This is a genomic window from Maribacter aquimarinus, assembly GCF_047345505.1.
Classification (GTDB): domain Bacteria; phylum Bacteroidota; class Bacteroidia; order Flavobacteriales; family Flavobacteriaceae; genus Maribacter.
In genome coordinates, this window is record NZ_JBLFEO010000018.1 from 1 (window position 1) to 25,927 (window position 25,927).

16 protein-coding genes are annotated in these 25,927 nt (G+C 49.8%); 9 read left to right on the forward strand and 7 right to left on the reverse strand.

From position 1 onward, the window contains the following. Positions 1–144 precede the first annotated feature (144 nt). From ACKWCC_RS12885 to ACKWCC_RS12925, 9 genes are all read left to right on the forward strand, one after another. On the forward strand, positions 145–1,092 hold the full coding sequence (locus tag ACKWCC_RS12885) for a hypothetical protein (RefSeq protein WP_413996355.1): 948 nt from the start codon (positions 145–147) through the stop codon (positions 1,090–1,092). Positions 1,093–1,347: 255 nt separating this feature from the next. Then, entirely contained in the window at positions 1,348–1,662 is a 315-nt protein-coding gene (gene rhaM / locus ACKWCC_RS12890; protein WP_413996356.1) for an L-rhamnose mutarotase, read from the forward strand. 312 nt (positions 1,663–1,974) lie between these two features. Further along, complete coding sequence (locus tag ACKWCC_RS12895) at positions 1,975–3,891, forward strand: hypothetical protein (RefSeq protein ID WP_413996357.1); 1,917 nt, start codon at positions 1,975–1,977, stop codon at positions 3,889–3,891. Between the two features lie 410 nt (positions 3,892–4,301). Then, positions 4,302–5,363, forward strand: coding sequence for an isocitrate/isopropylmalate dehydrogenase family protein (locus ACKWCC_RS12900; RefSeq protein WP_413996358.1), 1,062 nt, complete (start codon positions 4,302–4,304; stop codon positions 5,361–5,363). 3 nt (positions 5,364–5,366) lie between these two features. Continuing rightward, positions 5,367–6,011 (forward strand): cyclase family protein, encoded by a 645-nt coding sequence (locus tag ACKWCC_RS12905; protein ID WP_413996359.1) that lies wholly within the window; start codon positions 5,367–5,369, stop codon positions 6,009–6,011. Positions 6,012–6,013: 2 nt separating this feature from the next. Continuing rightward, on the forward strand, positions 6,014–7,405 hold the full coding sequence (locus ACKWCC_RS12910) for a four-carbon acid sugar kinase family protein (protein WP_413996360.1): 1,392 nt from the start codon (positions 6,014–6,016) through the stop codon (positions 7,403–7,405). Continuing rightward, a complete protein-coding gene (locus ACKWCC_RS12915) occupies positions 7,402–8,670 on the forward strand; it encodes an MFS transporter (protein WP_413996361.1) in 1,269 nt (422 codons plus the stop codon). Before ACKWCC_RS12910 ends, ACKWCC_RS12915 begins: the two co-directional genes overlap by 4 nt. Before the next feature lies 1 nt (position 8,671). After that, positions 8,672–9,703, forward strand: a complete 1,032-nt coding sequence (locus tag ACKWCC_RS12920) for a Gfo/Idh/MocA family protein (protein WP_413996362.1) — start codon at positions 8,672–8,674, stop codon at positions 9,701–9,703. A 96-nt stretch (positions 9,704–9,799) separates the two neighbouring features. Continuing rightward, on the forward strand, positions 9,800–10,810 hold the full coding sequence (locus ACKWCC_RS12925; RefSeq protein WP_413996363.1) for a Kelch repeat-containing protein: 1,011 nt from the start codon (positions 9,800–9,802) through the stop codon (positions 10,808–10,810). Positions 10,811–10,813: 3 nt separating this feature from the next. Here ACKWCC_RS12925 and ACKWCC_RS12930 read toward each other — a convergent pair whose 3' ends face one another. The 7 genes from ACKWCC_RS12930 to ACKWCC_RS12960 all read right to left on the reverse strand — a co-directional run bounded on the left by ACKWCC_RS12930 (position 10,814) and on the right by ACKWCC_RS12960 (position 25,892). Next, positions 10,814–11,953, reverse strand: a complete 1,140-nt coding sequence (locus ACKWCC_RS12930) for a lactonase family protein (protein ID WP_413996364.1) — start codon at positions 11,951–11,953, stop codon at positions 10,814–10,816. 38 nt (positions 11,954–11,991) lie between these two features. Beyond that, on the reverse strand, positions 11,992–13,149 hold the full coding sequence (locus tag ACKWCC_RS12935; protein WP_413996365.1) for an alginate lyase family protein: 1,158 nt from the start codon (positions 13,147–13,149) through the stop codon (positions 11,992–11,994). Positions 13,150–13,217: 68 nt separating this feature from the next. Beyond that, entirely contained in the window at positions 13,218–15,623 is a 2,406-nt protein-coding gene (locus tag ACKWCC_RS12940) for a glycoside hydrolase family 2 protein (RefSeq protein ID WP_413996366.1), read from the reverse strand. A 166-nt stretch (positions 15,624–15,789) separates the two neighbouring features. Further along, positions 15,790–16,971 (reverse strand): glycoside hydrolase family 88 protein, encoded by a 1,182-nt coding sequence (locus ACKWCC_RS12945; RefSeq protein ID WP_413996367.1) that lies wholly within the window; start codon positions 16,969–16,971, stop codon positions 15,790–15,792. A gap of 79 nt (positions 16,972–17,050) precedes the next feature. Further along, positions 17,051–18,571, reverse strand: a complete 1,521-nt coding sequence (locus ACKWCC_RS12950) for a RagB/SusD family nutrient uptake outer membrane protein (protein ID WP_413996368.1) — start codon at positions 18,569–18,571, stop codon at positions 17,051–17,053. A 12-nt stretch (positions 18,572–18,583) separates the two neighbouring features. After that, positions 18,584–21,595, reverse strand: a complete 3,012-nt coding sequence (locus ACKWCC_RS12955) for a SusC/RagA family TonB-linked outer membrane protein (protein ID WP_413996369.1) — start codon at positions 21,593–21,595, stop codon at positions 18,584–18,586. A 193-nt stretch (positions 21,596–21,788) separates the two neighbouring features. Further along, positions 21,789–25,892 carry a hybrid sensor histidine kinase/response regulator transcription factor gene (locus tag ACKWCC_RS12960; RefSeq protein WP_413996370.1) on the reverse strand — a complete coding sequence of 1,368 codons (4,104 nt, stop codon included), beginning with the start codon at positions 25,890–25,892 and terminating at the stop codon, positions 21,789–21,791. Positions 25,893–25,927 lie beyond the last annotated feature (35 nt).

The window sequence follows — 25,927 nt, forward strand, 5'->3', positions numbered from 1 at the left end:
AGCAAGGTGGTATCGATACTGCTGATGCCGGTAAGGATCAGATGGAAAATAGAAATTGCGGTGCCCGATCCGTTCCCAGGGCAACTGAATTTAAAGCTCAACTAAAAAACGGGGGATGGCTAATTTGTAGAAGATATTGCAGGTATGAAAACCATCTGGGGACTGCGAAATGATGATACGTATTATTTTCGTTGGGGGGCTCCAGACTTTGTTCGGGAATTTATATACAATATTCCACATGATGTGGCCAGTGGAATTTATTACGGTTCCGATCAGTGGATATGGGGTCGCGAATTTCTAACCAAACATCCAGCAACTAAAAATCAACTGGAGATTGAAAAACATTGGTACAATTGGATGCTTTGGGGAAGGTTGAGTTACAACCCGCAGATGTCTAACGAAAGGTTCAAAAACCTTTTGCAGCATACATTTGCCGATATTGACGCCGCAGCACTTTTTGATGCTTGGCAGCAAGCTTCAATGGTTTACCCCACAACCACAGCTTTTCATTGGGGCGAGGTAGATTTTAAGTGGTACATCGAAGGATGTCGTAGTCGGCCTGGGCCAGCCAACAATGCTACAGGTTTCCATGATGTGAATCGTTTCATCAGCTTACCTCCACACCCAAAATCAGGCTTTCAATCCATTCCAGATTTTGTGCAGACCATGAACAAGAATGAAGCTTCCCAAGAGTTGAATCCTCTTGAGGTCTCCAAAAAATTACATCAACATGCGGACAAGGCCTTGGCATTTTTGGAAGATGAGGTTGTGACACAACATAAAGAATTGCGGCACACCCTCAACGATATAAGAACAATGGCCTATTTGGGCAAATATTATGCACACAAGATTGCGGGAGCAACCTATTTGGAATTATTTCGTCAAAAAAAGAACAAAGAGGATCAACACAAAGCTGTTATGGAACTGGAAGAAGCGCTTACTTTTTGGAAACAATTTAGACATACGGCAATGGAACAGAATAAAAATCCGCTATGGACCAATAGGGTGGGATATGTAGATTGGGTAAAAACTGAGGCCTTTGTTGCAGAGGACATTGCCATTGCAAAAACTTCGATTGATGCAATGGAATAGGATGTGTCCAAAAGAAAAGTTCAAAGGCGATGCAGAAGCCAATAAAATGCGGAAAAGAAAAAAAAGGAAATACAGTTGATCGCCATAACCAAACAGAAATGACAAGATGAAACGAGCCTTAAACATTTTTAAAAATTACTTCGCCAAAGGCGATGTTCAACATTTTTAATACGAGAGCGCAAAGGTTATCCCGAACGTGCGGGACTCTCAATTTTCAATTGGCTTTTTTTTAGATAACTAAAAAGATTTAGACGCATGAAAAGACTTGCTTTTAAAATGAAACTGAACCCGGGCCAAAAGGAAACCTACATAAAAAGACACAATGAACTATGGCCAGAATTAAAAAAACTTTTGAAACAAGCAGGAATACGCGACTATTCCATCTTTTTTGATGAAGAGACCCATACCCTCTTTGCTTACCAAAGATTAACCGGCGATGGGGGGTCCCAAGACCTGGCCCACCAACCCGTTGTACAAAAATGGTGGCAGCATATGGCCGATATCATGGAGACCAATCCAGATAATTCCCCAGTGTCCAAACCCCTTGAAGAAGTGTTCTTTTTAGAATGATTATGAGAGGGTTAAAACACTCCAACGCGCCTTTCACTTTAACGGGGAATATTGTTTTCCAAGGAGATTTCCCAAAGGAAACCGGCCTACACAGGAACCAGATATCCCCAAGACTTCAACAGGTGCACGGACGTAAAGCGATCGGTCTTGGATGAGGGGGTTCTACCGGAACGCTTTAAAGGTAAACCCATCATCCTTGTCCAGGGAAATCCGGAAATCGGGCCAAAAAAGTGGTACGAAACAAGACGGTACAGGACATCATTGTTCCCAAGGCTCACTATACTTGGAACCAAGTAAACAACACTTTTACCTATGATGGAAAGACGAAGTTTTGCGCAGCTTTCGGTTTTGGGAGGACTGGGCCTCTTTATGCCCCTCCATGCCTGTGGGGGCCAGAACGGAAGTGCCAAGGAACCAAGCCCCGCGCCCTTCAAGGTGTTAACGGCCTCCCTGCTCAGGACATGGTGCGATGCCATGTTGGCCACCCAGATCAACGAGCCGGAAAATGCAGCCCTTCACGGAGCCCTGTACTGCGATGCCTGCAACAGGATCCACGGCCGTTGTATGGATGCCGTTTATCCTTTCCTGTACATGGCCGATACCACTGGAGAGCAAAAATACCTGAACGCTGCCATTGATGTAATGAAATGGTCTGAAAATGTTTCCAAAGCCGATGGCAGTTGGACGGTGGTGCCAAACCCAAAATCATGGTCCGGAATCACGGTTTTTGGCGCCATTGCCCTGGCCGAGGCCTTGCACCATCACGGCCATATCTTGGACGAAAAACTTAGAAAACAATGGGCCCAGCGCTTGGAAAAAGCTGCTGATTTTGTGCACAGGAACTTTACCATTGACTACAGCCACATCAATTACCCCATGACGGCGGTATATGGCCTTCATCTATGGGGCCAGATGTTCAGCAATGAGGCCTATCTGGAACATGCAAAGGAGCTGGCATCACAGTTTCACACGCGGCTCACCAAGCCCAACAACTTCATCTTTGGAGAGAACAATCCCTCAGACAAACCAAGTGAAAAGGGGTTGTACCCCGTGGATTTGGGGTACAACGTGGAAGAGACCCTGAACGGGGTGGTACAGTATGCCGTGACCACAAAAGAAGAGGAACTGCTGCGCCTAGTTCAAAAATCCATGGAAAGCCATCTGGAATTCATGTTGCCCGATGGCGCTTGGGACAACAGCTGGGGCACGCGGCAAAACAAATGGAGCTATTGGGGCAGCCGCACCACGGATGGCTGCCAACCTGCCTTTGCCCTTATGGCAAACAGGAACAAGGCATTTGGAACAGCGGCCTACCTGAGCACGGAACTCTTGGAGCGGTGCACCGTAAACGGGCTCCTGGCAGGAGGGCTGCACTACGGCCACCACAATGTCCTGCCCTGTCTTCACCATAGTTTTGCCCATGCCAAATCGCTGGCCTTTGTCTTGGACAATTACGAGGACCTGCCCACCGTAACCAAAGAGGAACCCCTACCCAGAACAGGGACCTACGGAATAAAGGAATTTACCGATCTTGCCGTGTGGCTGGTGTCCAAGGGCCCGTGGAGGGCCACGGTATCCGCAAATGACGTGGTGTTCAAAAAACCAGATTCACAGACCGCGACCGGAGGTTCTTTGGCCATTTTGTGGCACCAGGACATAGGACCGGTCTTCACCGCCAGCATGGCGGAATATTTGATGGTGGAGCCCTTTAACCAGCAACAGCAGCCAGATGAAGAGGACATACCGCTTACCCCAAGGGTGGAAGTGTTTAAGGACAACCAATGGTTTACCAATCTCTATGACCGCAATGCCCAGGTGGAAACAAAGGAAGAAGATGTGGCATCCGTAGTGCTCGCCAAAACCCTTCTCACCAACAAAGAACAGCAGGTGCTGGACCATGGCCAATATCTCCTTACCTACCGCTTTGAAGATGCCATGACCACCATTACCGCTCAAAATACGGGAACTGCCGGGCTAAAGACCAAAGCTTCCCTAATACTGCCCGTGATATTGTCCATGAAGGAAAAAGTGAAGCGTATCTCGCCCCAAGAACTGGAATTGCACAAGGAAGGCGGTATGCTAAAAATAGTTGCCAGTGGGCCCATCACCATTATGGAAACCAAAAGGGACAGGACGTTCAACATGGTGCCGGGCATGCAGGCCCTTCCCTTGAGAATAGACTTTGGGCCGGCCAGCCCATCCGTGCAATGCACCCTAACCGTGGCCTAATTTTACCGCTTGCCAGAAAGTGCAGGACGGTTGCAAAGGCGAATAGTCGTAAACTTGGGAATGGTTAGTGGGTACCGAGCATTGATGTATGTTCGCGTTTTACTTTGGTCTCGCTTGGATGGGTCAGCATCAGCCCAAAAAAAGATTGCCTTGCAACATTGATTTTTTAGCCATGGAACGATGGCATCCAAACGGTGCGGCCACCATCCCGACCATAACTTTGCGCACATCCTAGAAAATGGGTGGCCCGCCAAAAATTTGCCGGGCACCACAAAGAAATTTAAAAAAACATGATTTGGCCCACCGAGCCGCACATTGAAAACAGTTTGGAACAGTTGGGCACAAATGGAGCGTGAATGTAATCAGGAAGCAACAATGAGAACCTAAAACAATTTATTAAGCAATAGAACATGAGCAAAAAATACAAGATAGCCGTGGTAAACGGAGATGGCATTGGCAAGGAAATAGTGCCCACAGGGGTTTCGGTTCTGAGGGCCGTGGCCAAAAAGTTCAATTTTGATTTGGAGACCCAAGATTTTACTTGGGGCGCAGGGCACTTTGTGGAGCACGGGGAGTTTATGCCCCAAAACGGCATTGAGACCTTAAAATCATTTGATGCCATTTATTTTGGCGCAGTGGGGCTCCCAGAGGTGGATGACACCTTACCGGCAAAAGATTATACCTTTAAAGTGAGGACCCAACTGGAACAGTACGTAAACTACAGGCCGGTAAAACTGTTCCGTGGCCTACAGAGCCCACTGCGGGACAAAACCGAAAAGGACATTGATTTTGTCATTTTAAGGGAGAACAACGAAGGGGAGTTTGTACAGAACGGAAAGGTATTCTATCCGGACACCCCAAACGGTTGTGCCGTGGATACCAGTATGGTGACCCGCTTGGGGGTAGAGCGCATTGCGCACTATGCCTTTAAACTGGCACGAAAAAGAAGAAAAAAGGTGACCAACGTAACCAAGTCCAACACCCTAATTTATACGCTCGGTTTTTGGGACAAGGTGATTGCCGAAGTGGCTGCACAGTATCCCGATGTGGAATACGGCAAAATGTACATTGACAATGCCTCGGCCAGCTTTGTACTGAAACCTGAATTTTTCGATGTGATCGTGACCACGAACATGATGGGCGATATCCTATCTGACCTTGGAGGTGCCATCATGGGAAGTTTAGGCTTGGGAGGCAGTGGAAACATAAACCCCGAACACGATTTCCCGTCCATGTTCGAGCCCATTCACGGTTCCGCGCCGGATATTGCAGGGCAGAACATTGCAAACCCCATTGGCCAAATTTGGTCGGCCGCCATAATGTTGGAACATTTGGGGGAGCAGGAAGCTGCCGATGCCATAGTCGCGGGCATTGAACACGCCACCGCACAAGGCAACCTGACCAAAGACCTAAAAGGAAACGCATCTACCTCCGAGATTGCGGAACGCATTGTTGGTTTCATTGATTCATAACTAGTGTTGCCATCTAAAAACAGTAAAATAACAGACCTTACCCACTCCCTCTCCAATAGGATGGAGGGAGTGGGCATTGTACCCGCCAAAACCATGGCAAAAGACGGTTGGAACGCCACCAACCTAAGCTTGTATTCCCACGTGGGCACCCATATGGACGCACCCATACATTTTGGCGTTAACCATGGCACCATTGATCACATTCCCCTAGAGCGCCTCATAACGGAAGCCTGGGTGGTGAACCTTGCCCATGTGCCCCCCAGCGCATTGATCACCGTTGCAGATATGGAGCCCATAGCCCATAAGATAAAAAAAGGCCAGGGAGTTTTACTGCATACGGACTGGAGCAAGAAATTGTACACGGACGACTATAGGAACAAATTGCCCAGAATTAGCAGGGAACTTGCCCATTGGTTGGGCAAAAAGGGAGTGGGGCTATTGGGTGTGGAGCCACCTTCCGTGGCAGATGTGAACAACATTGGGGAGGTCACGGAAATTCATACCATATTGATGAAGAACGATATCATCATCATCGAGGGCCTCAAAAATTTGGAGCAATTGACCAAGGAAAAGGTGACCCTGATCGCCCTGCCCTTAAAAGTGGAAGGTGGGGACGGTGCTCCCGCCAGGGTGCTGGCATTGGAATGACTATGGAAAAACTGGACCAACTGATCTTAAGATCCATTGCGGATGGCAATGCCCTAAAGGGCCACCGGGACGAGGTACGGCTTCTTTTGGCCAAGAAACCCAAGTCCATTGTCATTCTGGATGACGACCCTACCGGCACCCAGACCTTGCAGCAGGTGCCCGTCCTTACCAGCTGGGCCCTTCCCGAACTTGAAAAAGAACTACAGCACAGCCCGGTGTTCTTTATACTTACCAATTCCCGAAGCCTACAGGCCAAGGAAGCACAGCAACTGGCCAAGACCCTGGGGCAACGTTTAAAGATGCTCTCCGAAAAGCACAAAAAAGAGGTGGTGGTCATAAGCCGGAGCGACTCTACCCTGCGCGGCCATTACCCCATTGAGGTCAATGCCCTGGCCCAGGGTCTGGGAAGTCCCCGAGCAAAGCACTTTTTCATTCCCGCCTTCTTTGAGGGCGGCAGGTACACCTGTGGAGACGTGCACTATGTGGCGGACAACGGAAGCTTTGTACCCGCGGCCAAGACCCCATTCGCCAAGGACAGTACCTTTGGCTATGCGTCTTCCAACCTTAAGGATTACCTGGTGGAAAAGCACGGGGCATCCCTTACCAAAGAGCAGGTGCGCAGCGTCTCCATAGGAGAGCTCAGAAATGATTCCCCGGCAGAACTTGCAAAAAAAATAGGGGCAAATGACAACAGCCACGTCATTGTAAATGCCACGGCCCTGGCAGACCTTGAAAAATTTGTTGTGGCCACGTGGGAGTTGAATGTGCCCGTGATCTACAGAACGGCAGCCTCCTTTCTAAACGCCATTACCGCCCAACGACCCGCCCCCTTGTTGCAAAAAGAGGATATTGGCGGCCCACGGAACACCAATGGAATTTTATCCGTTATAGGATCTTATGTGCCCAAGACCACCTCTCAACTTCACTATTTAAAGGCCCATTATAACGCCACTTTCTTAGAGTTCGATGTTCAAGGCCTGTTTGACAAAACGGAATGGGAAGCGGACTTACAAGAAAAGGCCAAAATGGTGGACAATATGCTTTCACAAGGCACAAATGTGGTGGTCTATACCAGCAGGGAAGTTAAAACGGGCAGCACAAAGGAAGAGAGCCTGAAGATAGTGAACAGGGTTTCCATGGCCTTGACCGCACTCATTGGCCGCCTTGTGGTGCAGCCCAGGGCCATTCTGGCCAAAGGTGGCATCACCTCCAGCGATATTGCGGTAAAGTCATTGGCCATTGGCAGGGCCACCGTACTGGGCCAAATAGCCAAGGGCGTACCGGTATGGCGCGCGGACCAACAGTCAAAATTCCCTGGATTGCCCTATGTCGTTTTCCCGGGCAACGTGGGCAATGATGCCCTTTTACATACGGTTTTAAAATCAATGGAATGAATAAAAAGCCCTTTTTCCCAAGACGCTATCTAATGGTAGTGGGCACGTTTCTTTTGGCGCTCTTGCTCTACATAGACAGGATCTGCATCTCTGTGGCAAAGGACCCCATCTCATCCAGTTTGGACCTCAACGACAAACAAATGGGCTGGGTATTGGCCGCCTTCTCCTTGGGCTATGCATTTTTCCAAACCCCATCAGGGCTTATGGCAGACCGCTATGGGCCCAGAAAGACACTGGCTGCCATAGTTACCATTTGGTCTGCTTTTACGGCCTTGACGGGGGCTGCCTGGAACTTCATTTCCCTTTTGGTAATGCGCTTTCTGTTCGGTGCGGGCGAGGCAGGTGCCTTTCCAGGCATGTCCAGGGCCATTTACAATTGGTTTCCGTTGAAGGAACGGGGCCTGGTCACGGGCATCAATTTTTCTGGATCAAGATTGGGTGCGGCATTTGCCCTGCCCTTGGTGGCCTGGATGGTCAACGATTTTGGCTGGCGGGCCACCTTCTTTGTGCTGGGTGGCATTGGAGTTGTTTGGGCCCTGGCCTGGTATTTTATGTTTACGGACAACCCAGAGGAGCACAAGGGCATTTCCGATGCGGAAAAAGAGTACATTCTTGCCACCAGACAAGATAAAAAAGTGGAGTTGACCAAAGAAAAAGTCGATTTTGGAAAGTTGCTGGGGTCCAAAAACATGTGGCTGGCCATGGGGCAGTATTTCTGCAGCAACTTCACCTTTTTCTTTGCCCTTACATGGCTGTTCCCGCACATTAAGGAAGAATATGCCCTTGAAACGGTGGAAGCCGGTATTTATACCGCCATACCGCTGGTGTTCGGTGCCTTTGGCAATTGGTTTGCAGGTTGGCTCATAGACCGTATCTTTTCCAAGGGCAACTGGGACGGTTCCAGGCTATGGCCGGCCGCCATAGGATTTGCCCTGGCAGCCTTGGGCCTTGTGGGAAGTATTTATATGGATAGTGCCGTGGGTGCCATTTTGATGCTGAGCATAGCCATTTTTGGCGCGGACATGACCCTGCCGCCCTCTTGGGCCTTTTGTGTGGACATTGGCAAAAAAAATACGGGGGCCATTTCTGGCACCATGAACATGGCCGGCAATATTGGCGCCTTTATCACCGCCCTCATGTTCCCGTATTTATTGGCCTGGACGGGAACAACCACCCTGTTCTTCATTGTGGGGGCCGTACTCAACATCCTGGCCATAGGATTATGGGTAAGGATGAAACCACAACTGCACTATACCCAATATTGATATGAAAAAACTAAAAGGTGTGGCCGTGGGCCTGGGCTATTTCAGTCAGTTTCACTTAGAGGCCTGGGGTCGCCTGCCCGGGGTGGAAATAAGTGCGGTCTGTGACCTGGATAAAGACCTTGCCCACAAAACGGCATTGGAATATGGCATTCCCCATGCCCATGACCACCCGGAAAAGATGCTACTGACGGAAAAACCAGACTTTATAGACATCATAACCCCTCCGGAAACCCATTTGAACCTCTGCCAATTGGCCGCACAAAATGGCGTACACATCATTTGCCAGAAACCCTTGGCACCCAGCCTAAAAGAGGCTACCCACATTCAAAAGATCGTTAAAGATCACGGCATTAGAATGATGGTGCATGAAAACTTCAGATTTCAACCTTGGCACAGGGAAATAAAAAGGCTTTTGGAAGAAAAGCATGTGGGAACACAACTGCACTCCATTAATTGGCAGATGCGCATGGGAGACGGGTGGCAGGAAGATGCCTATATGAACAGACAGCCCTATTTTAGGGAAATGGAAAAACTGTTCATGTACGAGACCGGCATCCATCTCATAGATACCCTCCGGTATTTTGGCGGGGACATAGATCGGGTATTTGCCAAACTGAAACGTTTTAATGCCAATATTAAAGGGGAAGACAGCGCTTTGGTGCTATGTGATTTTAATAAAGGGGGCAGCGCCATCATAGACGCCAACCGCTACAATGAAAGCACCTGCAAGAACCCCAGGCTCACCTTTGGTAAAATTCTGTTGGAGGGTGACAAGGGCAGCATACGCTTGTATGAGGACGGAAGGATCGCGATACAGCCCTTGGGCCAAAAAGAAAGAACCCATACCTACTCTTTTGAGGACAAGAACTTTTCGGGAGACTGTGTTTACGCCACCCAGCAGCATTTTGTGGATCGGCTGCGTTCCGGGGCCCCTTTTGAGACGAACCTTACAGAATACCTAAAGAACATGAGGGTACTTGAAACCATCTACGCATCCAACGAAAAAGAACTTCCCTTGCCCATTTCCGGTTGAGGGCATGGCCCAAAGCTGTTTGCCCAAGCCTGGGGATTGTTCTCCCGGACTTGCTTACTTTTATCGAACAAAAAAACATCACCCGATCCTTGGACAATGAAAAGACGCTGCTTTGTTTTAATCGTCATTTTGTACTGTTGCCCCCATATGGTGCACACGCAGTCACGGCCCACCAACCCCTGGCAAAAGACCAAGACTTCTGAAGAAGCCGTGCCCAGGCACGAAAACGGATTTGTACGGGTAGGGAAACATTTTTATTTGTTGGGCGGTAGGGGGCTAAAACCGGTTGCCATTTATAACAGCAAAACAAAAACGTGGGCCAAGGGCCAAAAACCACCCCTGGAAATCCATCACTTCCAAGCTGTGGTGCACAAGGGAAAAATATATGTCTTGGGCGGCATGACCGGTAAATATCCCCATGAAACCCCGCTTGCCAACATTTTGGTCTATGACCCCAAGAAGGATGCCTGGGAGACGGGACCGAACATACCCCGGGAAAGGCGCAGGGGAGCCGCTGGTGCCGTGGTGCACAAAGGAAAGGCGTACTTGGTCAGTGGCATTGTCAATGGCCATTACGACCAACACGTGCCCTGGGTGGACCGTTACGATTTCAAAACCAAAAAATGGGAAGTATTGGCAGATGCGCCCCGATCTAGGGACCATTTCCATGCGGTGGTGGCACAAGGAAAGATCTATGCCGTTGGTGGGCGCAACTCGTCCTACAAGACCAAACAGACCTTTGAGCTCACCATACCCCAGGTAGATGTTTACGATGTTAAGAAAAACACTTGGCAGACCCTGCACGCTGTGAGCAATTTGCCCACGGAACGTGCCGGAACCACCTCCGTGATCTACAAAAACCACCTCATTGTCCTGGGGGGCGAAAGTGGCGCCATAGAAACAGCCCATGACGAAGTGGAAGCCTTGGATCTTGCCACAATGAAATGGAGAAAAATGCCTTCACTTCACCATGGTAGGCACGGCACACAGGCCATCTTGTATAAAAACCAGCTATACATTGCCACGGGCAGCGGTAACCGTGGGGGAAGGCCAGAACTGAATTCCATGGAAATCCTGGATCTAAATGCTTCGTTGTCAAAGAAGTGAGCCTCACCTATCTGCCACGTAACGCAGCATTTGCAAGGTAGAAGGGGCTTTGATCTCCAAATCTTCGGGTAATTTAGAGAGTTTTCCCGTCTGGCCATCCCTCTTAAAAACAACCACATTGTTGCTAAACTGATTGGCCACCAACAAAAACTGGCCAGATGGATCCAAACAAAAATTTCTGGGGTGTTTGCCATGGGTGGGTTCATGGCCCACCAAAGTTAGTTTACCGCTGTTTTGATCAATGGAAAAGATGCCAATGGAATCTTCTTTGGGACCGCGATTGGAGGTATATAGAAATTTCCCATCAGGAGAAATGTGGATATCAGCCGCTCGATAGATTTCTTGATTTGTTGCATAGGAGGAATGGTCTTCCAAAAAAATCAAATTATCATCTGTGTATTGGTAAACCCTAACTTTTCCGCTCAACTCAGAAATCCCATATCCAAATTTTCCATTGGGATGAAAGGTGAAGTGTCGTGGTCCACTGCCTGGTTTTACGGCAATTGCCGCTCTGGACTCCAATTCCAATTTGTTGTCGAGAACTACTTTAAAAACCCTTATTTTATCGGCACCCAAATCCTGTGCGAACAAGGAACCGCCATCTGGGGAAAAATGGGTTGAGTGCACGTGTGCCGCATCTTGTCTGCCCCTAACAATACTGCTGTCCTTAAAGGTGAGCATCTGTTGTTTTGGGAGCAAACTTCCCGCTTCATTTATGGGAAAGACCGCGATGCCGGCATCGGTATAATTGGAGACCACCAAATGGCCTCCGGAAGGATGGATGCTCAAATGGGCGGGATTCCTTCCGCCTGTATCCTGAAAGTTTATTGGCTCCAGAATACCGGTTTTAGCATCTATGCCGTAAGCGGCCACCTTGCCGTTGGAATCCATTTGACTTTCCAGCACCGAAAATAAAAAGCGGCCATTGGGAGATACCTTCAAAAACGATGGATTAATGACATTGGGCACCTCATGCAACAACCGCAGCGCGCCCGTACGGACATCAAATTCATGCACCTGGATGCCCTTTGCCGCCTTGCCCTCCGTGAAAGAGCCTATGAACAGCAAGGTTTTGGACGTATCCTTGGCACATCCGTGCAACAAGCAAACAAGGGCAAAAACAAGCACGAATCTTAAAGGCATGGCAAACGAAGTAATATGTTTACAATATAAGCATCAAACTAGTTGAGCCAAAGCAAAGGATGGCGAATGGGCATGTTACGGACCACCTCAGGGTTGTCAAAATCTGCTTCCAAGCCACCCCATAGTTCCAAATAATCCCGGTTGCCAAGTGCCAGCCCAACAAACAACAACGAAGGGTGGCGAACAGGCCACTCCTCCCAATACAGCACATCCTTGCCATAGGGCCAGCTATCCTTGTGCTTGATGTAGGGATATAAAAATTCCATGCCCTTTTCCAAACTCCTGCCCTTTACGGAATATTTGAACAACTGCTGCCTTTCATTGGAAAGTACTTGGGCAATCCCGGCCATGACATCCAAGTTAAAGAGGGAATATCCGTACGGTTTTGTGCGGTCCAGTTCTCTGGGGAAGGATCCATTACGGGCCATTTGCAAGGGCAAAAGCTCTTCTTTGAATTTTTGTGCCGCATAGTTGAGCATGACCTCGTTCTCCGTGAACTCGGCAAACACGGCCGCCTGGAGGGTCCAACAGGCGGCATGGTTGTTCTTGGTGGACCGTTCCGCAATGCCATAGGGATGCGTGTTTATCCACTTTAAATAATCCGAAAACCATTTTTTCAGTGCCACTATCTCGGCCGCTGAGAGTACTTTGGCATCTTCAATGGCCATTATGGCCTTGACCACTTCCAACAAATGAATGGTATCAATGATGCCAATGCCCCTTCCTGTGACCCTGCCCTTTATGGCCTGGGCGTACTTTAGACTGGGATTCATCATTGTTTCCCCATCAATGAACCAAGCTCTTAAATGCGGCACCAGCTTTTGGGCAAAGGCAACATCCTTGCTTACCTTGTATGCCGATCCAAGGGCCCCGGCTATCTGACTGAGTCTCACCATGGCGTGGCGGTGGGCCGTAAAATTATCCGGGTTGGTCATGCCATCCCTTCGGATGTAGGGACCCTCCGGATTATCTGGATCGGGCCACCAATAGTCACCCTCAGAGTAAAAATCGTTCTTACCGCCCGCACTCCGCTCACTGACCCATGCGGTAACGGTAACGGGCAACGCATCCAGATACGCCGTGGCCCGTTCAAGCACCCTTGCCTTCTCCTTCTCCAAGATCGCATTGTCTGCCATCTTGATCTGCGCCGACCCCATTACGGTAAACAACACTAAGAGCTTACATGCATTTTTCATTTTCTAAAAGTACAAAATAGCGCCACGACCGAGGTTTGCGGTCATGGCACTTCACAAACAACTCAACTCTATTTCTTTTTGATGGTGAGGTAGGTTCCCTTAAAATTTTGGTTCAGCACCATTACTTTTACAGCGGCATCCGTGTCATCGGGGATCACCTCAATGGACGCCTTTCCATTGGCCATGCCAATGACCTCACTCCCGGTGGGGGTGCCTTGGTGCTTAAGGCTCTTCCCTCCTTCCAAGGTTTGGAAATAGACCTTGTCCTCATAATCCAAACAGCGAAGCCCATTGGCATCCACGGCAATTGCAGTGACCAGGTACCTTCCGTTGTCCAGTGGTTCATACTCCAGTTCCAGGGCTTTTGCCGAACCGTTTCGTTGATGGCGATAGTTCACGCGCAGGGTATCTTGCACCACTCCCCGGTCCGTGTGGCCGGTTGCAATGAGTTCGTTTTCGCCCTCCTCAAAATCAAGGTCCCAAACCAATCCCGAAGCGGGGAATTTTGTAATGTCGCGCTTTCTCTTGCCCAAATCCGTCCCATTGAGGGTTAAGTGCACCTCATCACAATTGCTAAAGACATTGATGCTCCTTTGCTTGTCTTTTGGGCCTTGCCGCTCTGTCCAGGTCTTGGACTCTATGTACACAAATGGATCTTTGGACCAGTAGCTCTTAAAGACATAGTAGGCATCCTTTGGTTTTCCGTTACGGTCCACAAGACCCTTTTGGTTCATATAAGGTATATCATTTTCTGGCCTTAACGGGGTGCCAAAATCCTTGAAGGCCCATTGGGCATTGCCCACAAATGTGCTGTCCTGTTCGGATATGCGCAAGTACCAATCGAACAGATCTACAATGTAACTTTCGCTCCAGTCCCCTATTTGGGCAATATTGGCCACCTTGGTCTGCACTATGGCCTCTTCCCAGCCCTCGGACTTTATAATGCCCTCTCCGGTAATGGGGTTTTCAGAGTGCCTGCCCACGTGGCTACTGCCCCCGTACTCGGTGTGCAAAAAATGGTTGTACTTGGGTTTGTAGGTATCAATGGCCTTTTGATAGCTCTTGTAGCTACCACTGTACCAACCGGACCATATGGAGGGTGAAAAAACATCCACAATATCCGCTCCTTCGTAATACTTTCTGATGGCTGTTTTTCTGCTGGGATCCATCTCGTGTGCCAGGGCATTGAGCTCGGTTAAAAAAGCGTTCATTTTTGTGGTATCGTCTCCCCCCTCAAAATCGGGCAACCAATACATCTCGTTGCCCAAGGACCATATAATGATGCTGGGGTGGTTGTAGTTTTGGTCTATCATCTCGCCCAGCATTCTCTTGGTATTGGCCTGCCAAACCTCACCGCCCATGCCGCCGCGGCACCACGGCAGTTCATCCCATACCAAAATGCCCAGTTCGTCACAGGCCCTGTAAACCTCTGGATCTTGGGGGTAGTGCGCCAAGCGCAAAAAATTGGCCCCTATTTCCTTGATTTGCTCTATATCCTTTCTGTGCTGATCATTGCTCATGGCCGCCCCCACGCCGGCATGCTCCTCATGCCTGTGGGTGCCGCGCAACAAAACACGCTTTCCATTGAGGTAAAAGGGACCGTTCTTCTCAAACTTGAACCAACGGAAGCCCACCCGCTCCGAAACTTGGTCCACAGGAGTCCCTGATCGCAGCAAAGTGACCTTTACATCATAAAGATTGGGGTCTGCTGTGTCCCAAAGCTGCGGGTTGGCAATGCCCTTGATATCGATCACGTTCAATGTGCCCCGAACGCGTGTCGTTTTTGTGCGCACCACCTCTCCGGCGGAATCTATGAGTTCCACGCTAAGTTGATGGTCACGTCCCACCGCTTCCGTTAAAGGGACGGTTACCTGCAAAGATGCCCGTTCTTGGGATACACTGGGCGTGGCCAACTTCAAGTGGCCAATGGCCACTTTGGGTTTAATTTGCAACCAGACGTCTCGGACAATGCCCCCATAGATAAAAAAATCGCTCTTTTGTGAAGGGATGATATCAGGGTCGTACCCATTGTCCACACGGATATGGATAAGATTGCTGCCTTTTTTTAAATGTGGGGTCATGTCTATCTCAAAACCAATGTAACCCCCAATATGTGTACCGGCCAACTCTTGGTTCACATAGACCTCAGTGGTAATGTTGGCACCTTCAAAATAGAGTTGGTAGCGTTTGTTCCCATCCACTTTGTCCAAGAACAGTTCTTTTCTGTACCAACTGCCACTTCTGCGGTATCCGGTCTCATTGTCCGTGGCATCCAGGTTGTTCCAGGTATGCGGGAGCCCAATGGCCTCCCAACCCTGGGCACCGGAAACGATCTTCACGTCTTTGACGGCATCTTCCAGGTATTGCCATTCTGCATTAAAGTTGCTCTGTGTCCTGAGCCCGGTCTTCTGCGCAGACAATTTTTGGCCCATGAGGCAAAAGACAGCAATGGACAAGAATAAATGTGGTTTCATTTCTTGATGTATGGTATTGGGTTTAAAACTGGGCGGTGCAAAAATGGGATGCCACCATCTTCCGGTAATCCTGTTCCATCCTTGACCGAGCGGCCCAAGGAACCGCAACACTGGTTTCTTGGTACTTTGGCCCAGGGCCGTGTTTTACAAAATTTGCTTTAGCCCTCTATTGCCTTTGCCGTAGCAATGCTTCCAAGAAGTAGTAGTCCGCATAAACAATGGGCTCGTCCATTTCATCGTTCTTGGGCCAATTTCCGGTACTGTGGTCCAAAATAAAGGGTGCATCCACATGGGCCTCCAAAACATACTCCGGCGTCATTAGATTGTCCAGGACCTTGTTGGCATAGGCCAGGTATTTGGGGTCGTCATCATAGGTGGACAACTCAAAAAATGCAGAGGCCACAATGGTGGCCGCAGAAACGTCCCTGACCGCATCGGGAATTTTTGGATCATCAAAATCCCAGTAGGGAATGCCGTCTTCCCGTAGGTTGGGATGCTCCAAAAAGAAGGCTGCACTTGCTTTTGCCCGTTCAAGATAGGCTGGATCGCGGGTATATCTATACGTCATGGTATAGCCGTAAATGCCCCATGCCTGGCCCCTTGCCCAAGAACTATCATCATTGATGCCCTGGTGGGTAACCTTATCCTTGACGGCGCCCGTAATGGTGTCATAGACCACTACGTGATAGGTACTGCCGTCTTCCCTGTAATGGTTGGCCAGGGTGGTGTTGGCGTGGACAACGGCCATGTTGTGATAGGTGCTGTCCCCGGATATCCTGGTGGCTTCAAACAGCAGCTCCAAGTTCATCATATTGTCTATGATCACCGGGAATTCCCAGATATCCCTGTTAAAATCCCAGGATCGCAAGCTGCCCACGTTTTCATTGAAACGGGTGGCCAAGGTCTGTGCACTCTCCACGATCACTTTTTTGTACGCCTCGTTCTCCTGCACCTTTAAGCCTTCCCCAAAGCTACAGAACACCTTAAAGCCCATATCGTGGGTGCGATCGTTAAACTTTTCCTTCTCAAGAAAGGGCGTCCATTCTGCCGCCCGCTCCTTATAGGCATCCATTCCAGTGAGTTGGTAAAGGTGCCAAAGGTTGCCGGGAAAGAAACCGCTGGTCCAATCCTTGGAGGGGACTTTATTTATTTTGTTTGTTTCGGGGGTATAGCTCCTTGGGAAACCAACAGAGTCCAAAGGGTATTCCAGTAGTTTTTGATATCGCAGCTGTAACAGGGAATCAATGGAAATTGCCGCAGTATTGTCTTTTTCCTTTGGCTCTGTCTTGCAGGATACCAGGGCAAGTATGAACACAAGGTTCAAGGCCACTAGGCTCATTCTGGTCATTCAGATGTATTTAAAGAGTTTAAAAAAAAAAGCGGTCTTTGTAAGCTGGGCAGAAAAGACCGCTCTAAACAGGCCGTGCTTAGTAACCCGGGTTGTTCGGTGCCAAGTTGGGGTTCCTGTCCAACTCATCAAAGGGCAGCGGGAACAGATAGTCCCTACTGGGATCGAAATTGGCTTGGGGCTCCAGGCCATTCGGCCCAAAGACCTCGGGCCCCAGTTGTCTTCTTTTAATGTCGTACCACCTTTTAAACTCAAAGGCGAGCTCCCATTTTCTTTCCTCCAAAACAAGATCTCTAAAATCTGCTTGGGACACTCCCGCCTGCACATCCGCGGGGAAATCTGAACCGTTGCCGCCCCTGGCCCTTGCCCTGACCCTGTTTACATAACCGGCCGCCTCGGCAGAGCCCGGGCTTACCTCGTTAAGGGCCTCGGCCGCGATCAAGAGCACTTCGGCGTACCGCATGAGCCCGTAGTTTAAACTGGACGCACGACCGTTACCGGTTCCGGTGGGGCCAATGGCCCGGGTATATTTGGCAATGTAGGCGCTGGGTATGTTTCTGGAATCGAAATCCGGAAATCTGGTAAATGGCTCTACCACCCCATCAAAAATACCCGTGGTGTCCAAACTCACTTGTTTTCTGTAATCACGGCCGTCCCAAGTGTTGTACACTTCAATGGTGGGCACGGCCACGGACCAACCGCCACCGATGTTGCCACGTTCGTTGGCCCTGATTCCGGTCAGTGCCGGCATATAGTCCCTACCGGTGTCCCCCACACTGAACCCGTTGAAATCCAACGTGAGCAAGAACTCGTTGAGGCCGGTTTGGGCACTATGGTCAAAAAGGTCTTGAAAATCTGCCGCAAGCCCCAAATTAAAGGTGCCCTCGTTGTCTATGACAAACTTGGCCTCATCATAGGCCGCTTGGAAATTGCCCAAGGTAAGGTGCACGGACGCCAAAAAGCCGGCCGCAGTGGCTTTTGTGGGCAGTGCCGTAACGGGTTGGGTATCTGGCAAGGAGGCCTTGGCAAATTCCAGATCTGCTATGATATTGTCATAGACCTCGCTCACGGAGCTCTTGGCTATCTGGCTTGCCTCTTCCACGTTCACCACGGGGGCATCCAGGTAGGGAATTTCCCCAAAGAGACGCACCAAGTGGTAGTAGGTATATGCCCTAAAAAAATGGGCCTGTGCCTTTACGGGATCTAATTGGTTGGGCGGAAAATCCGTCAAGGCCTCCGCGGCCGCTATGGCCTCGTTGGTGCCGGCAATGACCTGGTAGGCCCTGGGCCACAAAGTGATCACCATTCCATTGTCCGATCCCATGGAGAAATTATCCACTTCTTGGCGCCTTCCCGGCGTGCCCACGTCCCCTATGGAGACCATATCGCTCCGGAGCATGATGGGAAGTGATAATTTACGGCCCCAATAGCGCTCGGTGGCCATATTTCCAATGGCCCCATTGATCAAGGTCTGCACATCTGCCGGGGACTGCACCAATCCATCTGGCGAAAGTCTGCCCACCGGCACTTCTTCTAAGTCAGAACATCCCACAAAAACGGAGACTGCCAACAAAATCCCTAAAGTCTTTAAATTTTTCATCGTTGTTTTTTTTTAGAATTTTAAGTTGATGGACATGGTGTACGACCTTATGTTGGGGTAACTGCCATAATCAAAACCCCTGTTCACGTTACTGTTCTGACCTCCAGAACTTCTGTACTGGGCCTCTGGGTCCGTACCTGGAAAATTGGTGAAGGTGAGCAGGTTCTGGCCGCTTAGGCTCAGCCTTACGCCCTTCATCCCTATACGCTCCACCATATCTACGGGCAGGTTATAGCCCAAAGAAAGGTTTTTTAGACGAACGTAGCTCCCGTCATACACAAAACGATCGGTGATCCGCTTTTCCCTGACCTTTGCAGACGGTACATTGGTATTGGTGTTGGCGGGGGTCCAAGCGTTCAATACTTCTGTTGTGGCGTTGGATTCCCCGGAGGCAAGCTCCAAAAAGGTGTAGCTAAACATATCCCCTCCCACCGAAGCTTGGAAAAAGAGGTTCATATCAAAATTCTTGTACCTAAAATTATTGTTTAGACCAGCGATCCAATCGGGATTGGGGTCACCGATGATCTTACGGTCGTCTCCGGTGATCACGCCATCCCCGTTCAAATCGGTGAACAGCTCATCGCCTGCCCCGGTGCCATCATAGCCTGCGGTTCCCGGGTCTGGCGTGCCTTGGTTAACCCCCCGGTACTCATAGCCCCAAAAGACACCAACGGCCTCACCTTCCCGTAAAAGGTGGGTCTGATCCTGTAGGAAGGATCCCGGTGCGGAATTGAGGAAGATATCCAAGCCATCCACCAATTTCAAGACCTCCACTTGGTTGGTGGACCAGTTAAAGTCCGTTGTCCAGGAAAAATTGTCCGTGAACATGTTCTTGGTGGATAGGGTAACCTCAAAACCGGTGTTGTTGATCTCCCCTACGTTCTGGAAGGGATTGCTCAAGAGTCCGGCATACTCCACCAGGCCGCTGTTGCGCAGGATTAGGTCTCGGGTGTCAATGGTATAGTAATCCAGGGAAGCACTGATGCGGTTGTCCCATAGGCCCACATCAAGACCAATGTTGGTCTGGTAGGAAGACTCCCATTTTAGGTCCGGGTTTTCCAAAAGATCGGGTACCACGGCACCCACTTGCTGATCGCCCACATTGGCGTAGATGGGCTGGAAATTGGCCAAGGACTGGTAGGGTGCAAGGGAAGGGTTTCCCGTGACCCCGTAACTGGCCCTTAGTTTAAGGTTGGTCAACGTTTCGTTCTCCTTCAGGAACTCTTCATTGGATATTCTCCAGCCCACCGCTCCGGAAGGGAAAAACGCATACTTGTTGTTTTTGGCAAAATTGGAGGCCCCATCCCTCCTGGCCGTGAAGGTAAGGAGGTACCTGTCATCGTATTCATAGTTAACCCTACCAAAGAGGGAAACGATCTCCCGTTCTGACAGTGATGAGGAAGGTGCCTGTATATCGGCTCCCGCGCCCAAGTTGAAATAGGAAAGGCTATTGCTCAAAAAGCCTTGGGAAGCGGCACTGTAACGCTCTGTCCGGTCCTTTTGATAGGAATAGCCGGCCAGGGCCGTGAGGTTGCCCTTGCCCAACTCTTTGGTGTAGGTAAGGTAGTTTTCTGAGATGATGTTGGTGTTCTTTGCAGATGCCACACTGGCAATGCCCCCTTGAATACTGGCCTGGCCGATCAGCGTGGAGGGTTGGAACCTGCCCCTGGTCTGGTTGTCCGTGCTGAAACCAAAGGTGGTCTTAAAGGACAGTCCCTTCAGGATTTCATAATCGGCATAAAAGTTGGCCCTGTACTCGTCCGTCGTGGTTTCGTCCACGGATTCCCTTGCAATGGCAAAGGGGTTGTCAAACTGATCGCCCACCGGGTTGGTGGTATTTACGCCGTCTGCATCCTGCGGGGGGGTGTCCGGTGCAAATCTGTAAGCGGTGGATATCACATCCCCGCCGCCACTGCCGCCGCTGCCGGCCTGGCTCTGGATCCCGTCCCTATTGCCTCGGTTGGCATAGGCGTTAAAGCCCAACTTTAAGCGTTTCGTGGCCTGTACGTCCACGTTGCTCAAAAAGGAAAACCGTTCAAAACCGGAATTGATCACCACGCCGTTCTGGTTAAAGTAGTTACCGGAAACGTAATAGTTGATGTTTTCGGTCCCACCGGAAAAGGAAAGTTGGTGGTTGGCTATATTTCCTGTTCTATAGATAAGGTCCTGCCAGTCTGTTTGGGCCGGCCCTTGCTGGTAAGAAGGGTTAATGGCTTGCCGGTAGGCCGCAAATTGATCGGCATTCAAAAGATCGAGGCGCTCGGATACCTCTTGGGAGGAGTAGGTGGAGTTCACCTCAACGACCATCCTGCCCTTGGTGCCTTTTTTGGTGGTGACCATAATGACCCCGTTGGCGCCCCGAGAACCATAGATGGCCGTGGCCGAGGCATCTTTCAATATTTCAATGGACTCAATATCTGCCGGTTGTGGAAGGGCACCCCCCACAAAGCCATCTACAACCACCAAGGCCGCACTACTGGCCCCAATGGAGGTATTTCCCCTGATGCTGATGGATATGGGCGCACCGGGCTCCCCACCGTTGTTGGACTGTACCGCAACACCGGCCGCGCGGCCTTGCAGGGCCTGCTCCGCACTGAGCACGGGAAAGGCGGCCAGCTCTTCTGCCTTCACGGAGGAAACCGAACCTGTGATGTCTGACTTCTTTGCCGTGCCATAGCCCACTACCACCACTTCATCCAGAGCGCTCACGTCTTCTTCAAGACCTATGTTGATGCTGCTGGTGCCGGCCACGGACCGCTCTTGGGTAACATACCCCAGATAACTGAAGACGAGCACGGCATTGTCCCCGGAAACGGCAATGGTGTAATTGCCGTCAAAATCGGTACTGACCCCATTGGTGGTGCCCTTTTCCACCACGTTCACTCCTGGAATTCCTATCCCGTCCGAACGGTCCGTGACCGTACCGGAAATACTTTTTTGCTGCCCTTGGGCAAGCATTGCACAAAGGAGAAAAACACCGATGACAGGTGCCTTTACCCACTTACTCAGTTTTTTTGTTACCATAGCTGTTGTTGTTTAGTTGATATTTTAACAGTTTGCGATACCAAGATGTGCCCATCCAAGCGTCTGGGAGAATAAAGTGCGGAGCCCTTCATTTCCTGATCCCAAAAATATGTTAACAAAATCTAAGTAAAGTCCAAAAATAGGGGGTCAAAAATACGGAATTGTTAAATTTTGACCTGTAAGACGCTAATTATCAGTTTAAATTGAACACGTCATCAGTAAACTTTTTAACGTAGCCAGAGGGACTGAGGCCATACTTTTTCTGAAAGCACTTGCTAAAGTATTTAGGATTTTTGAAGCCCACTTGGTAGCTCACCTCTGCAATGTTCATTTTGCCCTGCTCCAATAGGCGCATGGCCCGTTTCATCCGTATCTCTTGGATGAACTCATTGGGGGTAGCGTTGGTCCATGCCTTTATCTTGGTGAACAATAGGGTGCGGCTCACCCCGAGCTCCATACTAAAGGCCATAATATCAAATTGATTGTTGGCAATATTGTCCTCCACAATGTTTATGGCCTTTTTCAGGAGTTTCTCGTCCAGTGATGAAATGGCCATACCTTCCGTGGCAATCCCGTGGTTCTCAGAAAATTTAACCTTTAGCCTATTGGATGAATCAATGAGGTTCTTGATTCTCAGGGTAAATTCCTTGACATTGAAGGGTTTGCTGATGTAATCGTCCGCACCGTTTTCAAGTCCTTCAAACTTGTAGAGCAGGGAAGTTCTGGAGGTAAGGAGCACCACGGGGATGTGACTTGTACTGATGTGTTCCTTTATCTTTGCGCATAGTTCGGTGCCCACCATTTCTGGCATCATCACATCAGAAACGATCAAATTGGGCAGGTATTTCAGCGCCTTTTGCAGTGCTTCCTTTCCATTTCCGGCCTCAATGACATTGTACCGCTCCCTCAGGAGCTCTTTTATAAAGGTCCTTAAGGGTTCATTGTCCTCTACCACCAGGACCGTATCCCGCTCCTTGTCCAAAAGAAGCCCTTGGGATTCCTTGCCCTGCTCCGCAGATGGGGTTTCCGGCGCCCCGTAGAGCCCAAGATCGTCACTGAACTTAAAATCTTGAATGATCTCGTCCTCAGCTAAATGTTCGCGGCCCAACGGCAAACCCACTTTAAAGACACTGCCTCCTCCGGCGTTGTCTTCCACAACAATGCTCCCCTTGTGCAGATCAACAATGTTCTTGGCTATGGCCAGGCCGATCCCGGTACCTGAAACACCGATTTTTTCGGATGGGGCATCCCTTGGGATCTCAAAGAAACGCTCAAAGACCCTGGTCTTGTACTCCTCTGAAATGCCCGGGCCGGTATCCTTGACCGCAACGTACAGAAAGGTATTGTCCTGGCAGACTTCAACGGAAATGGCGCCACCCATTGGTGTGTATTTGAATGCATTGCTCAGCAGGTTGTAAAAAACCTGTTCCAATCGTATGCGATCGTAATAGACCAAGATCTCTTCCTGTTCCGATACAAACCTGTATTTGTGGCCACTGTTTTTGGCATACTCCGAAAAGGATAGGAAAATTTCTTCAAGGAACTTGACAATGTTGCCCTCGGCCGCTTCCAATTTATGGTTGCCGTGGTCCAGTTTTCTAAAGTCCATGAGCCTGTTGATCAATTGCAACAACTGTTTTGCGTTGCTTTCCATGACCAATAACTTTTGGTACACCCCCCGGCTTCCCTTGTAATTGAGAAGCAATTGCTGCAAGGGCCCCACAATGAGGGTCAACGGGGTTCTAAACTCATGGGAGATGTTGGTGAAGAACCTGAGCTTGGCATCGTTAATGTCCTGGTTCCTTTCCATTTCCATGTGCTCCAAGGCAAGTTTGTGCTTTAACCTGGTCCGTGACCTCACGGTACTGAAAAGGGTGTAGGCAATGCCCAGCGCCATGAGGCCGTACAGAAACAAGGCCCAGGGACTCAACCAAGGTGCGGGCTTCACGGTTATGGCCAGTGTGGTTGGCTCGTTGTGCCAGAGCCCGTCGTTGTTGGCACCCTTTACCTCAAAAACATAATCTCCCGGGTTCTGGATGGTGAAGCTCGCAGAGGCCTGATCGGTCAGGTTCCAGTTGTCGTCCAGGCCGATCATACGGTATTGGTACTGGTTGCTCTTGGAACTGATAAAATTGGGAATGCTGAAGGATATGGAAAAATTGGCCTTGTCATGTTCCAAACGTATTTGTTGGGTAAACGGCATACTGCTTGTTAGCACCCCCGTCCGGTCCGTTGGGGAAACGGTTTGGTTCTTAACGGTAAGTCCCGTCAATATTACCTTGGGCAAGTACGTATTTGTGGCAATGCGATCGGCGTTAAAGGAAGAGACCCCTTCGGGCCCCCCGAAAAAGAACCGGATTCCATCTGGTGTAAAGGCGGCTCCACTGTTAAACTCGTTGCCTATGAGTCCGTCTTTTTCAGTATATAGTGCAAATTGCTCCGACTGGGCATCGTATTTTAGGATGCCCTGGTTGCTACTGAGCCACAGCCCACCTTTTTTCCCTTCCAGGATCGCTTGCACCGAAGTTATTTTCTGGGTAGTGCCAATGTGCTTCTTCTCAAAGGATTTTCCATTGAAACGGTACAGGCCCTTGGCCCTTATGCCCACCCAAATGACACCGTTGGATCCTTGAAAGGTGGTCAGGATATCGTCCCCGGAACCGGTGTCGGGATCATAAAAGAAGCGTTTTACCTGATGGGGAGCGTACCCCCTGTCCGTGCGCTGCAGAAGGTTTAGTCCGCTTTGGGTACCCACCCAAACGTTGCCGGCCCTATCCACCATTAAGCTTCGGATACGGTTGCTGGACAGGGAAACCTCTGGGGCATCTGTTGTTTGGAATACGGTATGGGTCTTTAGCCGCTGGTCATAACGGATAAGGCCGGCGCCAAAGGTGCCGATCCAGATATCGTCCCCCAAGCCCTTTTTAATGGCATAGACCCCAAGCCCAGAGAGTTTACTTCTTAAAGGCTCTGGTAAGAACTGTGCTTCAAATCTTTGTTCTTTTACATTGTAGATCCTTACCCCGCCATTAAAAGTGGCCACCCAAAGCAATTCCTTGTCCAACAGCAGTGCCTTGACGTTGTTGGTGGGCAAAATGGGATTGTTTTCGGTGTTGAGAAACTTTGGAGGGGCGGCGTTGGCACCCAATATGGTGACGCCCCCACCTTCGGTGCCAAAATAAAGGGTTCCGTTGGTGTCTCCCACAATGGAGCTCACCACCTTATAGCCCAAGGGCCTTTCTACGGAAGACTCCTCATAATTGATGAAATTGGTGTTGGAGATGTCCCAGATATCAATGCCGCCGTAATAAGAACCGATCCAAATGGATCCTTTTTTGTCCCTAAAAATGGACTTGATGTAGTTTTGGCTCAGTCCATTTTTCTGTCCCGGTCTGTAAAACAATTTTTTCACCACCTTTTTTGCGTCCAAAACCAAGACCCCCTTGGACGTGCCCACCCAATACAGGCCTTCTTCGGTAGCTGCCACCGCTCGCACATCCGGATAGTCCTTGGGGTAAAAATTTGATAGGTACCGCTCGGAGATCAGATCGAACTTTAGCAAGCCCACGTTCTTTGTGCCAATGCAGACACTGTTCTCACCACATTCTGCAATGGTCTGCACAAAAGGAGGTTCTTGGGAAGATTGGAGCTCAAAGGAATGGAAGCGCAGGGTTCCGCCCGTTTCTGGAACAGCCTTGGAAAGACCCTTGGAGGTCCCCACCCAAACGGCACCGTTCTTGGTTTTCTTTATACTGAGCACATAACTGGAGGGCAACTTGCCCGCGGCGGCGGCATCATCGGTTCCGTAATGATTGGTAAAGGAATCCCTCTCCTTGTCGTAGATGGAGAGCCCATTGGACGTCCCGACCCAAATTTCCCCGTTGGACATCTCCTCAATGCTCCATACCGTGTTATTGCTCAGGGAGTTTACATCGTTGTAGTGATAAAATCGCTCAAAAACGTCCTTTACCGGATCATACCTGTTAAGGCCATTATAGGTACCTACCCAAACAAAGCCCTCACTGTCTTCCTTAATGGTCAGGATATCGCTGTTGCTTATGGAGCTACTGTCTCCCGGTACCGTCCTGTACACCTTAAAGGCCGTGCCGTCATAGACATTGAGCCCATCCCGGGTGCCCAACCACATTCTTCCCATACGATCTTGTTCCATTGCAATGACGGCACTTTGGGACAGCCCATCATTGGTTCCCAAATGTTTGAACAGAAAGCGATCGGGCTGCTGCGCGGCACAGTGCAAGGACAGGAAAAGTAAAACTAAAAACGGCTTGGTCTTCATGGGGATAATGGCATGGTGATGACGGACTTGGCAGC